10 protein-coding genes and 4 tRNA genes are annotated in these 12,888 nt (G+C 69.1%); all 14 read left to right on the top strand.

Annotated elements, in window-relative coordinates; genetic code table 11:
* The first annotated feature begins 170 nt into the window (after positions 1 to 170).
* Positions 171 to 1,391 (top strand): aspartate aminotransferase family protein, encoded by a 1,221-nt coding sequence (locus tag SK095_RS09720; RefSeq protein ID WP_320548725.1) that lies wholly within the window; start codon positions 171 to 173, stop codon positions 1,389 to 1,391.
* Positions 1,392 to 1,422: 31 nt separating this feature from the next.
* Positions 1,423 to 2,439 carry an arginine/ornithine succinyltransferase subunit alpha gene (aruF, locus tag SK095_RS09715; protein ID WP_320548724.1) on the top strand — a complete coding sequence of 339 codons (1,017 nt, stop codon included), beginning with the start codon at positions 1,423 to 1,425 and terminating at the stop codon, positions 2,437 to 2,439.
* Positions 2,440 to 2,536: 97 nt separating this feature from the next.
* Complete coding sequence (gene astA / locus SK095_RS09710; RefSeq protein WP_136489875.1) at positions 2,537 to 3,565, top strand: arginine N-succinyltransferase; 1,029 nt, start codon at positions 2,537 to 2,539, stop codon at positions 3,563 to 3,565.
* Entirely contained in the window at positions 3,562 to 5,022 is a 1,461-nt protein-coding gene (astD, locus tag SK095_RS09705; protein ID WP_320548723.1) for a succinylglutamate-semialdehyde dehydrogenase, read from the top strand. Before astA ends, astD begins: the two co-directional genes overlap by 4 nt.
* Complete coding sequence (astB, locus tag SK095_RS09700; protein WP_320548722.1) at positions 5,019 to 6,365, top strand: N-succinylarginine dihydrolase; 1,347 nt, start codon at positions 5,019 to 5,021, stop codon at positions 6,363 to 6,365. The genes astD and astB overlap by 4 nt, the downstream gene beginning before the upstream one ends.
* 13 nt (positions 6,366 to 6,378) lie before the next feature.
* Positions 6,379 to 6,657, top strand: coding sequence for a GTPase (locus SK095_RS09695; protein WP_320548721.1), 279 nt, complete (start codon positions 6,379 to 6,381; stop codon positions 6,655 to 6,657).
* A gap of 59 nt (positions 6,658 to 6,716) precedes the next feature.
* Positions 6,717 to 7,721, top strand: a complete 1,005-nt coding sequence (gene astE, locus SK095_RS09690) for a succinylglutamate desuccinylase (RefSeq protein WP_320548720.1) — start codon at positions 6,717 to 6,719, stop codon at positions 7,719 to 7,721.
* 144 nt (positions 7,722 to 7,865) lie between these two features.
* Complete coding sequence (alaS, locus tag SK095_RS09685; protein ID WP_320548719.1) at positions 7,866 to 10,490, top strand: alanine--tRNA ligase; 2,625 nt, start codon at positions 7,866 to 7,868, stop codon at positions 10,488 to 10,490.
* A gap of 100 nt (positions 10,491 to 10,590) precedes the next feature.
* Positions 10,591 to 11,826: an aspartate kinase gene (locus SK095_RS09680; protein WP_320548718.1), complete on the top strand. Its 1,236-nt coding sequence runs from the start codon at positions 10,591 to 10,593 to the stop codon at positions 11,824 to 11,826.
* A 180-nt stretch (positions 11,827 to 12,006) separates the two neighbouring features.
* A complete protein-coding gene (gene csrA, locus SK095_RS09675; protein ID WP_090312814.1) occupies positions 12,007 to 12,192 on the top strand; it encodes a carbon storage regulator CsrA in 186 nt (61 codons plus the stop codon).
* A gap of 72 nt (positions 12,193 to 12,264) precedes the next feature.
* Positions 12,265 to 12,355 (top strand) — tRNA-Ser (locus SK095_RS09670).
* A gap of 62 nt (positions 12,356 to 12,417) precedes the next feature.
* A tRNA-Arg gene (locus SK095_RS09665) sits at positions 12,418 to 12,494 on the top strand.
* A 65-nt stretch (positions 12,495 to 12,559) separates the two neighbouring features.
* A tRNA-Arg gene (locus SK095_RS09660) sits at positions 12,560 to 12,636 on the top strand.
* A gap of 65 nt (positions 12,637 to 12,701) precedes the next feature.
* Positions 12,702 to 12,778 (top strand) — tRNA-Arg (locus SK095_RS09655).
* Positions 12,779 to 12,888: the final 110 nt, after the last annotated feature.

The following is a 12,888-nucleotide window of genomic DNA, read 5'->3' as shown; positions in this document are numbered from 1 at the left end:
GCCGAGCCTTTACACTGCGCGCTTCACCGCGCCGCCATCCGGCGGGCGCGGATCCGCTTCCCGGGGTCTCGGCTGTACGAAGATGTCGCATGGCTGCAATCCCGGCGCGGAGTTTGTCTCTACAATCCCGTTCAGTTCCATCCGATCAGCCGCCCAGGCAGGAGAGTTCGATGTCCGTTCCGCACGCGCCGGTGCAACGCGCCGATTTTGACCAGCTGATGGTCCCCGTTTTCGCCCCCGCCGCCTTCATCCCGGTGCGAGGCGAGGGCAGCCGCGTCTGGGATCAGAGCGGTCGCGAGCTGGTCGACTTCACCGGCGGCATCGCCGTCAACGTGCTCGGCCATGCCCACCCGGCGCTGGTCGAGGCGCTGAGCGAGCAGGCGGGCAAGCTCTGGCACGTGTCCAACGTGTTCACCAACGAGCCGGCCCTGCGCCTGGCCAAGCTGCTCACCGACGCCACCTTCGCCGACCGCGTGTTCTTCGCCAACTCCGGCGCCGAGGCCAACGAGGCCGCGTTCAAGCTGGCGCGTCGCTACGGCCACGACACCGGCGGCGCGCAGAAGTGCGAGATCATCTCCGCGGTCAATAGCTTCCACGGCCGCACCCTGTTCACCGTCAGCGTCGCCGGCCAGCCCAAGTATTCCGCAGGCTTCGGCCCGCAGATCGAGGGCATCAGCCATGTGCCGTACAACGACCTGGAGGCGCTCAAGGCGCAGATCTCCGGCAACACCTGCGCGGTGGTGCTGGAGCCGATCCAGGGCGAGAGCGGCATCCTGCCGGCCGACCGCGCCTACCTGGAGGGCGTACGCCAGCTGTGCGACGAGCACAACGCGCTGCTGATCTTCGATGAGGTGCAGACCGGCGTCGGCCGCACCGGCCAGTTGTACGCCTACATGCACTACGGCGTGACCCCGGACATCCTCACCAGTGCCAAGAGCCTGGGCGGCGGCTTCCCGATCGGCGCCATGCTGACCACCGACGCGGTGGCCAGGCACTTCGGTGTCGGCGTGCACGGCACCACCTACGGCGGCAACCCGCTGGCCTGCGCGGTGGGCGAGGCGGTGATCAGCATCGTCAACACCCCCGAGGTGCTCGAAGGCGTCGCCGTGCGCAGTGCGCGCTTCACCCGCGAGCTGACCCGCATGGGCGAGCAGTACGGCGTGTTCAGCCACGTGCGCGGCATGGGCCTGCTGCTCGGCGCGGTGCTCACCGACGCCTGGAAGGGCCGCGCCGGCGAGGTGATGGCCGCCGCCCAGCAGCAGGACCTGATGATCCTGCAGGCCGGCCCGGACGTGGTGCGCTTCGCGCCCAGCCTGGTGATCAGTGATGCCGACATCGACGAGGGCCTGGCCCGCCTCGAGCGCGCGCTGGCCAGCCTGACCGCCGCCTGACGACAACCGCGACAACCAAGGAGAGACACCGATGCTGATCATGCGCCCCGCCCGGATGGGCGACCTGCCGGAGGTCCAGCGCCTGGCCAAGGACAGTCCCATCGGTGTCACCTCCCTGCCGGACGACCGCGAGCGGCTGGCCGAGAAGATCCGCGCCTCGGAGGCCTCGTTCGCCGCCGAGGTGAGCTTCAACGGCGAGGAGAGCTACTTCTTCGTCCTCGAGGATACTGGCAGCGGCCGCCTGGTCGGCTGCTCGGGCATCGTCGCCACCGCCGGCTTCTCCGAGCCGTTCTACAGCTTCCGCAACGAGACCTTCGTGCACGCCTCGCGCGAGCTGAACATCCTCAACCGCATCCACGTGCTGTCGCTGTGTCACGACCTGACCGGCAACAGCCTGCTGACCAGCTTCTACATGCAGCCCGAGCTGGAGAACTCCCAGTGGGCCGAACTCAACTCGCGCGGCCGCCTGCTGTTCGTCGCCAGCCATCCCGAGCGCTTCGCCGAGGCCATGGTGGTCGAGGTGGTCGGCTACAGCGACGAGCAGGGCGACGCGCCGTTCTGGGACGCGATCGGCCGCAACTTCCTCGCCGTCAACTACGCCGAGGCCGAGCGCCTGTGCGGGCTGAAGAGCCGCACCATGCTCGCCGAGCTGATGCCCAGCTACCCGATCTACGTGCCGCTGCTGCCCGACAGCGCCCAGGAGGCCATGGGCCAGGTGCACCCGCGCTCGCAGGTGTCCTTCGCCATCCTGATGCGCGAGGGCTTCGAGACCGAGCACTACGTCGACATCTTCGACGGCGGGCCCACCGTGCACGCGCGCACCTCGGGGATCCGCTCGATCGCCCAGAGCCGTCTGGTGCCGGTGCGCCTCGGCGCGCCGGCGCAGGTCGGCCGGCCCTACCTGGTGGCCAACAACCAGGCCCTGGACTTCCGCGCGCTGATCGCCGAGCTGGACTGGGAACCCGGCCAGCCGCTGACCCTCACCCCGGCGGTGGCCGAGGCGCTCGGCGTCGGCGAGGGCGGCAGCGTGCGGGTGGTGGCGGTCTGATCCCGTCCGACCCGATTGGAGCAAGCCGCCGGCCTGCGGCGGCGCCATGCCGCGCCAGCCGGCGCTCCGGCCCTCGCGGCCGTCAACAGGAGGCACCATGATCGTTCGTCCCGTTCGCAGCACCGACATGCCCGCGCTGATCGCCATGGCGCGCAGCACCGGTGCCGGCCTCACCTCGCTGCCGGCCAACGAGGAACGCCTGGCCCAGCGCGTGGCCTGGGCGGAGAAGTCCTTCCACGGCGAGGCCGAACGCGCCGACGCCGACTACCAGTTCGTGCTGGAGACCGACGACGGCCAGGTGGTCGGCATCAGCGCCATCAACGGCGCGGTCGGCCTGCGCGAGCCCTGGTACAACTACCGGGTCGGCCTGACCGTCAGCGCCTCGCGCGAGCTGGGCATCCACCGCGAGAACCCGACCCTGTTCCTGGCCAACGACCTGACCGGCAACACCGAGGTCTGTTCGCTGTTCCTCGACGCCCGCTACCGCCACAGCGGGCTCAGCGGGCGCCTGCTGTCCAAGGCGCGCTTCCTGTTCATCGCCGAGTTCCGCGAGCTGTTCGCCGACAAGGTGATCGCCGAGATGCGCGGCATCTCCGACGACAACGCCCGCGCGCCGTTCTGGGAAAGCCTCGGCCGGCACTTCTTCAAGATGGAGTTCTCCCAGGCCGACTACCTGACCGGGGTCGGCAACAAGGCCTTCATCGCCAAGCTGATGCCCAAGTTCCCGCTGTACACCTGCTTCCTCAGCGAGGAGGCGCGCGCGGTGATCGGCCGCGTGCACCGCGACACCGAGCCGGCGCTGACCATGCTGCGCGCCGAGGGCTTCAGCTACCAGGGCTACATCGACATCTTCGATGGCGGCCCGGCGCTGGAGTGCGAGACCGGCAACATCCGCGCGGTGCGCGACAGCCAGACCCTGGTGCTGGCCATCGGCACCCCGGGCGAGGAGGCGCCGCAGTTCCTCATTCACAACCGCAAGCGCGAGGACTGCCGGATCACCGTCGGCCAGGCGCGCCCGGCCTCCGGCACCCTGGTGGTGGATGCCGTCACCGCCAAGCGCCTGCGCCTTTCCGCCGGCGCCCAGGTGCGCGCGGTGCCGTTGTCGGCGCAGGTCGGCTGGCGATGAGCCTGTACCTCGGCGGCCAGTGGCTGGCCGGGGAGGGCGAGGCACTGGTCTCGCTTGATCCCTGCGACCGCCAGCTGCTCTGGCAGGGCCGCGCGGCCAGCGCCGCGCAGGTCGCCGCCGCCGCCCGCGCCGCGCGCCGCGCCTTCCCGGCCTGGGCCGCGCGGCCGCTGGCCGAGCGCATCGCGGTGCTGGAACGCTTCGCCGAGGTGCTCAGGGCGCGCAGCGACGAGCTGGCCCGGCTGATCGGCCGCGAGACCGGCAAGCCGCTGTGGGAGGCGAGCACCGAGGTCGCCAGCATGGTCGGCAAGGTGGCCATCTCGATCCGCGCCCAGGCCGAGCGCGCCGGCGAGCGCCGCGCGCCGCTGGGCGACGCCCACAGCGTGCTGCGCCATCGTCCGCACGGGGTGCTGGCGGTGTTCGGCCCCTACAACTTCCCCGGCCACCTGCCCAACGGCCACATCGTCCCGGCGCTGCTGGCCGGCAACTGCGTGCTGTTCAAGCCCAGCGAGCTGACCCCGGCGGTGGCCGAGCTGACCGTGCACTGCTGGATCGAGGCCGGCCTGCCAGACGGGGTGCTCAGCCTGCTGCCGGGCGGCCGTGACACTGGCGCCGCACTGGCCGCCGAGGCCGAGCTGGACGGCCTGCTGTTCACCGGTTCCAGCGCCACCGGGCGCCTGCTGCACCGCCAGTTCGCCGAGCAGCCGCAGAAGATCCTCGCCCTGGAGATGGGCGGCAACAACCCGCTGTTGGTCGAGGAGGTCGCCGATCTCGACGCCGCGGTGCTGTGCATCGTGCAGAGCGCCTTCCTCTCTGCCGGCCAGCGCTGCACCTGCGCGCGGCGCCTGCTGGTGCCGGCCGGGGCGTGGGGCGAACGCCTGCTGGCGCGGCTGGTCGAGGTCGTTTCCCGCCTGCGCGTCGGCCGCTTCGATGCCGATCCGCAACCCTTCATGGGCGCGCTGATCTCGCCCGAGGCCGCCGCCCGTCTGCTCGCGGCCCAGGATGACCTGCTCGCCCGCGGCGCCACGCCGCTGCTGGCGATGCGCCAGCTGGAGCCGGGCACGGCGCTGCTGAGCCCGGGCATCCTCGACGTCGGCGCAGTGGCCGAGCGTCCCGACGAGGAACACTTCGGTCCGTTGCTGCAGGTGCTCCGCTATGCCGACTTCGAAACGGCGCTGGGCGAGGCCAACGCCACCCGTTTCGGCCTGGCCGCCGGGCTGATCTCCGACTCGCCCGAGCGTTACGAGCAGTTCCTCCTGCAGGCCCGCGCCGGCATCGTCAACTGGAACCGCCCGCTGACCGGGGCCGCCAGCACGGCGCCGTTCGGCGGCATCGGCGCCTCCGGCAATCACCGGCCGAGCGCCTGGTACGCAGCCGACTACTGCGCCTACCCGGTGGCCTCGCTGGAGAGCGCGCAGCTCGCCGTGCTGGCCAGTCTGCCGCCGGGACTGGCGCTGTGAGCGCCGTCGAGGTCAACTTCGACGGCCTGGTCGGCTCGACCCACAACTACGCCGGCCTGTCGCCCGGCAACCTGGCCTCGATGGGCAACCGCGAGCAGCCGGCCGATCCGCGTGGCGCGGCGCTGCAGGGGCTGGCGAAGATGCGCCGCCTGCTGGAGCTGGGCTTCGTCCAGGGCGTGCTGCCGCCGCAGGAGCGCCCCGACCTGGCCACCCTGCGCGCGCTGGGCTTTGCCGGCAGCGACGCCCAGGTGCTGGCGCGCGCCGCCGGCGAGGCGCCGGCGCTGCTGACCGCGCTCGGCTCGGCGGCCAGCATGTGGACGGCCAACGCCGCCACCGTCAGCCCCGGCGCCGACACCGCCGACGGCCGCGTGCACTTCACCGCCGCCAACCTCCACGCCCAGCTGCACCGCTCGATCGAGCACCCGGCCACCAGCCGCGTGCTGCAGACGATCTTCAGCGATCCGCGGCATTTCGCCCATCACCCGGCGCTGCCGGCCCATGCCAGCTTCGGCGACGAGGGGGCGGCCAACCACACGCGGCTGTGCCGCAGCCACGGCGAGCCCGGGGTGGAACTGTTCGTCTACGGGCGCAGTGCCTTCGATCCGCAGGCGCCGCAGCCCCAGCGCTATCCGGCGCGGCAGAGTCGCGAGGCCAGTGCGGCGGTGGCGCGCCTGCACGGCCTGGACGCGGGTGCCGTGGTGTTCGCCCAGCAGCAGCCGGCGGCGATCGACGCCGGGGTGTTCCACAACGACGTGATCGCCGTCGGCAACGGCGAGCTGCTGCTGTATCACGAGGACGCCTTTCTCGACGGCGAGCGGGTGCTGGCCGAACTGGCCGATCAGCTAGCCCGCCGCGGCGGCCGCCTGCAGGCCCTGTGCGTGTCGCGCGCTGCCCTCAGCCTGGAGCAGGCGGTGCACAGCTACCTGTTCAACAGCCAGCTGCTGACCCGCGCCGACGGCTCCATGCTGCTGCTGGTGCCCGAGGAGTGCCGCGAGCAGGCGCAAGTCTGGGCCTGGCTGCAGGCGCTGCTGGCTGCCGACAACCCGATCCGCGCCGTCGAGGTGGTCGACCTCAGGCAGAGCATGCGCAACGGCGGCGGGCCGGCCTGCCTGCGCCTGCGCGTGGTGCTCACCCCGGAGCAGCTGGCGGCGACCCATGCCGGCGTGCTGCTGACCCCGGCGCTGTGCGATAGCCTCGAGCGCTGGGTCGCCCGCCACTACCGCGACCGCCTGGTGAGCCGTGATCTGGCCGACCCGCAACTGCTCGACGAGTCGCGCGCGGCACTGGACGAACTGACGCAAATCCTTAAGCTGGGAGCCCTCTATTCCTTCCAGCGTGTCTGAGCGAGAAATTTCCATGAGCGAGAGCCTGCCCCTGATCCTCGAAGATGCCTACGGCGAACGTCGGGAAACCCACAGCGCGCGCGTGGCGGTGCGCCTCGAAGGCCGCGAGCTGTGGCTGGAGGCCGACGGCAAGGGCGGGGTGATCGTCTACGCCGAGTCGGTCGAGGGCGAGACCGACATCCCGCTGCTGGTGGTGCGCCCGCAGGCGGTCAACCAGCTGTCGCTGAGCGTCGAGCTGTATGCCGCCGAGGCCCACGAGCATGGCCCCGACTGCGGCTGCGACCACCACTGAGTCGCCGGCGGCCTCGCCGGCTATGCTGGGAGTACCGCCAGCCGTAAGGAGCGCCTGCCATGCTTGCCCTCGGCAAACTGCTTGAGCTGACCCTGGCCGGACGCGAGCCCTCGGAGAAGATCCAGGTCTGCGCCTCCGGCGCCCGCCTGCAGTGGAAGGCCGAGGGCGTGCTGCTGGTCGAGCCGCCGGCCGGCGGCGACAGCGGTGTCGATCTGCTGCTGTCGGCGGGCATCCACGGCGACGAGACCGCGCCGGTCGAGCTGCTCGAGCGCCTGCTCCACGACATCGCCTCCTGCCGCCTGCAGCCGGCCGTGCGCCTGCTGCTGGTGCTCGGCAATCCCGCCGGGCTGCGCCGCGGCGAGCGCTTCGTCGGCTACGACCTCAACCGTCTGTTCGGCGGCGGCGATCCCTCGGTCAGCGGTCCCGAAGCCCTGCGCGCGGTGGAGCTGGAGCTGCAGGCCGAGCTGTTCTTCGCCAGCCCCGGGCGCCGGCGCCTGCACTACGACCTGCACACCGCGATCCGCGGCTCGCAGATCGAGCAGTTCGCCCTGCGCCCGGCCAGCGCGCAGCCGCCGACCCGCGAGCAGTTGGCCTGCCTGCAGGCCGCGGGACTGCAGGCGCTGCTGCTGCAGAGCGGCACCTCGACCACCTTCAGCGCCTTCACCAGCCAGCGCTTCGGCGCCGAGTCCTTCACCCTCGAGCTGGGCCAGGCGCGGCCGTTCGGGCAGAACCAGAGCATCGACCTCGGTCGCCTGGAGTCGCTGCTACGCGCGTTGATCGAGGGCCGCGAGCTGCCCCCCGGCGACCCTGCGGCGCTGCAGCTGTTCAGCATCGCCCGCGAGATCATCAAGCACAGCCACGACTTCCGTCTGTACCTGGACGATGCGGTGGAGAACTTCACCGCGCTGGAGGCGGGCAGCCTGCTGGCGGAGGATGCCGGCGGCCGGCGCTGGCAGGTGGTGGAGCGCGGTGCGCGCATCGTGTTTCCCAACCCCAGGGTGAAGAACGGCCTGCGTGCCGGCCTGATCGTGGTGCCGGTCAGCCTGGCCGACGTCTGTCCCTGAACTTCCCCGCGTTCATTCCTATCGGGCCGATAGCCTGCGCCGATGCAAGTTGGCGCGGGTTGTTTATATAATGCCCGTCTTTGCCGGTTATCCGTGCGGCAGTCAGGCAATGGCCGCAGCGATCCAGTTTCCCGAGAAAAATCCATGAAAAGCGCAGAAATCCGTGAAGCCTTCCTCCGCTTCTTCGAAGAGAAGGGGCATACCCGCGTCGCATCCAGTTCGCTGATTCCGGCCAACGACCCGACCCTGCTGTTCACCAACGCCGGCATGAACCAGTTCAAGGACTGCTTCCTCGGCCTGGAGAAGCGCGCCTACACCCGCGCCACCACCAGCCAGAAGTGCGTGCGTGCCGGCGGCAAGCACAACGACCTGGAGAACGTCGGCTACACCGCGCGCCACCACACCTTCTTCGAGATGCTGGGCAACTTCAGCTTCGGCGACTACTTCAAGCGCGACGCCATCACCTACGCCTGGGAATTCCTCACCTCGCCCAAGTGGCTGAACCTGCCGGCCGAGAAGCTGTGGGTCACCGTCTACGCCAGCGACGACGAGGCCTACGACATCTGGACCCAGGAAGTCGGCGTGCCGGCCGAGCGCATGGTGCGCATCGGCGACAACAAGGGCGCGCCCTACGCGTCCGACAACTTCTGGGCGATGGGCGACACCGGTCCGTGCGGCCCGTGCACCGAGATATTCTTCGACCACGGCGAGCACATCTGGGGCGGCCCGCCCGGCTCGCCCGAGGAAGACGGTGACCGCTACATCGAGATCTGGAACAACGTGTTCATGCAGTTCAACCGCACCGCGGACGGCGTGCTGCACCCGCTGCCGGCGCCGAGCGTGGACACCGGCATGGGCCTGGAGCGCATCAGCGCCGTGCTGCAGCACGTCAACTCGAACTACGAGATCGACCTGTTCCAGAGCCTGCTCAACGCCTCCGCCGCGGCCATCGGCTGCGCCAACGAGGGACAGGCCTCGCTGAAGGTGGTCGCCGACCACATCCGCTCCTGCGGCTTCCTGGTCGCCGACGGCGTCACCCCGTCCAACGAGGGCCGCGGCTACGTGCTGCGCCGCATCGTCCGTCGCGCCTGCCGTCACGGCAACAAGCTGGGTGCCAAGGGCGCCTTCTTCCACAGGATCGTCGCCGCCCTGGTGGCCGAGATGGGCGAGGCCTATCCGGAGCTCAAGGCGCAGCAGGCGCACATCGAGCGCGTGCTGAAGACCGAGGAAGAGCAGTTCGCCAAGACCCTGGAGCAGGGCCTGAAGATCCTCGAGCAGGACCTGGCCGGCCTCGAGGGCAAGGTGATCCCCGGCGACGTGGTGTTCAAGCTGTACGACACCTACGGCTTCCCGGTCGACCTGACCGGCGACATCGCCCGCGAGCGCGAGCTGTCCATCGACGAGGAAGGCTTCGAGCGCGAGATGCAGGCCCAGCGCGAGCGCGCCCGCTCGGCCAGCGCCTTCGACATGGACTACAACAGCCTGATCAAGGTGGAAGGCGAGACCCGCTTCACCGGCTACGCGGGCACCAGCGGCAGCGGCAAGGTCGTCGCCCTGTTCAAGGAAGGCATGAGCGTCGACAGCCTGAGCGCCGGCGAGGAGGGCGTGGTGGTACTCGACCAGACGCCGTTCTACGCCGAGTCCGGCGGCCAGGCCGGCGACTGCGGCTACCTGAGCCTGGACGGCATGCGCTTCGACGTGCGCGACACCCGCAAGGCCGGTGGCGCCTTCCTGCACCACGGCATCCTCGACGCCGGCAGCCTGAAGCTCGGCGATAGTGTCGAGGCCATCGTTGACGCCAGCGTGCGCGGCGCCACCGCGCTCAACCACTCGGCCACCCACCTGCTGCACGCCGCGCTGCGCCAGATCCTCGGCGAGCACGTGCAGCAGAAGGGCTCGCTGGTCGACAGCCAGCGCCTGCGCTTCGACTTCAGCCACTTCGAGGCGATCAAGCCCGAGCAGCTCAAGGCCCTCGAGGACCTGGTCAACGCCGAGATCCGCAGGAACAGCGAGGTCGAGACCGAGGAAACCGATATCGACACCGCCAAGGCCAAGGGCGCCATGGCGCTGTTCGGCGAGAAGTACGGCGACAGCGTGCGCGTGCTGAGCATGGGCGGTGGCTTCTCCGTCGAGCTGTGCGGCGGCACCCACGTGCAGCGCACCGGCGACATCGGCCTGTTCAAGATCGTCAGCGAGGGCGGCGTGGCCGCCGGCGTGCGCCGCATCGAGGCGGTGACCGGCGAGCAGGCGCTCGCCTACCTCAACGGCGCCGAGGAGCAGCTCAAGGAAGCCGCCGCGCTGGTCAAGGGCTCGCGCGACAACCTGCTGGACAAGCTGGCCGGTCTGCTCGAGCGCAACCGCCAGCTGGAGAAGGAGCTGGAGCAGCTCAAGGCCAAGGCCGCCAGCGCCGCCGGCGATGATCTGGCCGGTTCCGCGGTCGACGTCCATGGGGTCAAGGTGCTGGCCGCGCGTCTCGACGGCCTGGACGGCAAGGCGCTGCTGGCGTTGGTCGATCAGCTGAAGAACAAGCTGGGCCGCGCGGTGATCCTGCTCGGCGGCGAGTTCGACGGCAAGGTGGTGCTGGTCGCCGGCGTGACCCAGGACCTCACCGCCAGGCTCAAGGCCGGCGAGCTGATGAAGCAGGCCGCCGCGCTGGTCGGCGGCAAGGGCGGCGGCCGCCCGGACATGGCCCAGGGCGGCGGCGTGGACGCCGGCAAGCTGGGCGAGGCGCTGGCGCTGGTCGAGCCGTTCGTCGCCGCCGCGTTCTGACCGGATGCGAGAGCCCGCCCCGCGCCCGGCGGGCTCTTGGCAGGCCCCGGCCTGGCGGTTTTAATGGGCGACTTTTTCTTCGCGGTTGGGCAGCATCGAAATGGCATTGATCGTACAGAAATTCGGCGGCACCTCGGTCGGCAGCGTCGAGCGCATCGAGCAGGTGGCCGAGAAGGTGAAGAAGTTCCGCGAGGCGGGACATGACCTCGTGGTGGTGGTCTCGGCCATGAGCGGCGAGACCAACCGTCTGATCGAACTGGCCAAGCAGGTCATGCCGCAGCCCGATCCGCGCGAGCTGGACGCCATCATCTCCACCGGCGAGCAGGTCACCATCGGCCTGCTCAGCATGGCGCTGATCAAGCGCGGCGTGCCGGCGGTGTCCTTCACCGGCAACCAGGTGCGCATCCTTACCGACAGCGCCCACACCAAGGCGCGCATCCTCGAGATCGACGACGCCCGCATCCGTGCCGAGCTGGACGCCGGTCGCGTGGTGGTGGTCGCCGGTTTCCAGGGCGTCGACGCGCAGGGCAACATCACCACCCTCGGCCGTGGCGGCTCCGACACCACCGGCGTGGCCCTGGCCGCGGCGCTCAAGGCCGCCGAGTGCCAGATCTATACCGACGTGGACGGCGTCTACACCACCGACCCGCGCGTGGTGGCCAAGGCCCAGCGGCTGGAGAAGATCACCTTCGAGGAGATGCTGGAAATGGCCAGCCTCGGCTCCAAGGTGCTGCAGATCCGCTCGGTGGAGTTCGCCGGCAAGTACAACGTCCCGCTGCGCGTGCTGCACAGCTTCCAGGAGGGTCCGGGCACCCTCATCACCATCGACGAAGAGGAATCCATGGAACAGCCGATCATCTCCGGCATCGCCTTCAACCGCGACGAAGCCAAGCTGACCATTCGCGGCGTACCGGACATTCCCGGCGTGGCGTTCAAGATCCTCGGCCCGATCAGCGCCGCCAACATCGAGGTGGACATGATCGTGCAGAACGTGGCGCACGATAACACCACCGACTTCACCTTCACCGTGCACCGCAACGACTACGACAAGGCGCTGGCGATCCTCGGCCAGACCGCCCAGGCGCTCGGCGCCCGCGAGGTGTCCGGCGACACCGACATCGCCAAGGTGTCGCTGGTCGGCGTCGGCATGCGCTCCCACGCCGGCGTGGCCAGCCGCATGTTCGAGGCGCTGGCCAAGGAGAACATCAACATCCAGATGATCTCCACCTCGGAAATCAAGATCAGCGTGGTGGTCGAGGAGAAGTACCTCGAGCTGGCCGTGCGCGCGCTGCACACCGCTTTCGATCTGGACGCGCCGACCCGTCAGGGCGAGTGACGCCTCCCGAGCAAAAGGCGCGGCTTTCCGCGCCTTTTGTCGTTTTTGGCCGGGATGGAGGATTTCATTCCGCCGGCTCTGGTCAATACTTGGGCGATAGCTGGGGGGAGTTTTTCCCTCCGGTGTTTAGCCATTTTTCTTGCAGACAGCTGTCCTGATACAGGCAAAAGGAGAAAAGGAATGCTTATTCTGACTCGCCGCGTGGGAGAGACCCTGATGGTCGGTGATGATGTCACCGTGACCGTGCTGGGCGTGAAGGGCAATCAGGTGCGCATTGGCGTCAATGCACCCAAGGAAGTCGCAGTACATCGCGAGGAAATCTACCAGCGCATCCAGAAGGAGAAGGACGAAGAACCAAGCCATTGATTTTTTTTCGATTTTTATCGAATCAAGGCTTTGCAAACGGGGTTTGCTTGGGTATAGTACGCCCCGTGTTGCGGAGAGGTGGCCGAGTGGCCGAAGGCGCTCCCCTGCTAAGGGAGTACACCTCAAAAGGGTGTCGGGGGTTCGAATCCCCCCCTCTCCGCCATTTTTCTCCAGAGAGTCGCATGGCTCGACGGAGTGACAGCCTGGCAAGACAGGCAGCCCTGCGCACTCGTAGCTCAGCTGGATAGAGTACCCGGCTACGAACCGGGCGGTCGGAGGTTCGAATCCTCCCGAGTGCGCCATATTCAGGGTCGCCGGCATTGCCGGTGATTCCGAACCAGCGGTGATCTGGCTAAACATCACATGTGCACTCATAGCTCAGCTGGATAGAGTACCCGGCTACGAACCGGGCGGTCGGAGGTTCGAATCCTCCTGAGTGCGCCATATTCAGGGTCGTCGGCATTGTCGGCGATTCCGGACCAGCGGTGATCTGGCTAAACATCACATGTGCACTCATAGCTCAGCTGGATAGAGTACCCGGCTACGAACCGGGCGGTCGGAGGTTCGAATCCTCCTGAGTGCGCCATACCGAAAGGGCCTGCAGCGATGCAGGCCCTTTTTTCATTTCCCGCGTTTCGTTCCCGCAGCCGCTCTGCCGCGGGCCGATTCGACGCGCCCAAGGGCGCCGCGGATGTT

Origin of the sequence: Pseudomonas sp. AN-1 (assembly GCF_034057115.1) — a bacterium.
In the GTDB taxonomy this organism is placed as follows: Bacteria; Pseudomonadota; Gammaproteobacteria; order Pseudomonadales; family Pseudomonadaceae; genus Geopseudomonas.
This window is presented reverse-complemented; position numbering and strand designations above follow the sequence as displayed.

Excerpts from the sequence above, each read along its gene's own strand:
- astA (WP_136489875.1), top strand. The coding sequence starts at position 2,537 with ATGATCGTTCGTCCCGTTCGCAGCACCGACATGCCCGCGCTGATCGCC.
- astD (WP_320548723.1), top strand. The coding sequence starts at position 3,562 with ATGAGCCTGTACCTCGGCGGCCAGTGGCTGGCCGGGGAGGGCGAGGCA.
- astE (WP_320548720.1), top strand. The coding sequence starts at position 6,717 with ATGCTTGCCCTCGGCAAACTGCTTGAGCTGACCCTGGCCGGACGCGAG.
- aruF (WP_320548724.1), top strand. The coding sequence starts at position 1,423 with ATGCTGATCATGCGCCCCGCCCGGATGGGCGACCTGCCGGAGGTCCAG.
- csrA (WP_090312814.1), top strand. The coding sequence starts at position 12,007 with ATGCTTATTCTGACTCGCCGCGTGGGAGAGACCCTGATGGTCGGTGAT.
- alaS (WP_320548719.1), top strand. The coding sequence starts at position 7,866 with ATGAAAAGCGCAGAAATCCGTGAAGCCTTCCTCCGCTTCTTCGAAGAG.
- SK095_RS09680 (WP_320548718.1), top strand. The coding sequence starts at position 10,591 with ATGGCATTGATCGTACAGAAATTCGGCGGCACCTCGGTCGGCAGCGTC.
- SK095_RS09720 (WP_320548725.1), top strand. The coding sequence starts at position 171 with ATGTCCGTTCCGCACGCGCCGGTGCAACGCGCCGATTTTGACCAGCTG.
- SK095_RS09695 (WP_320548721.1), top strand. The coding sequence starts at position 6,379 with ATGAGCGAGAGCCTGCCCCTGATCCTCGAAGATGCCTACGGCGAACGT.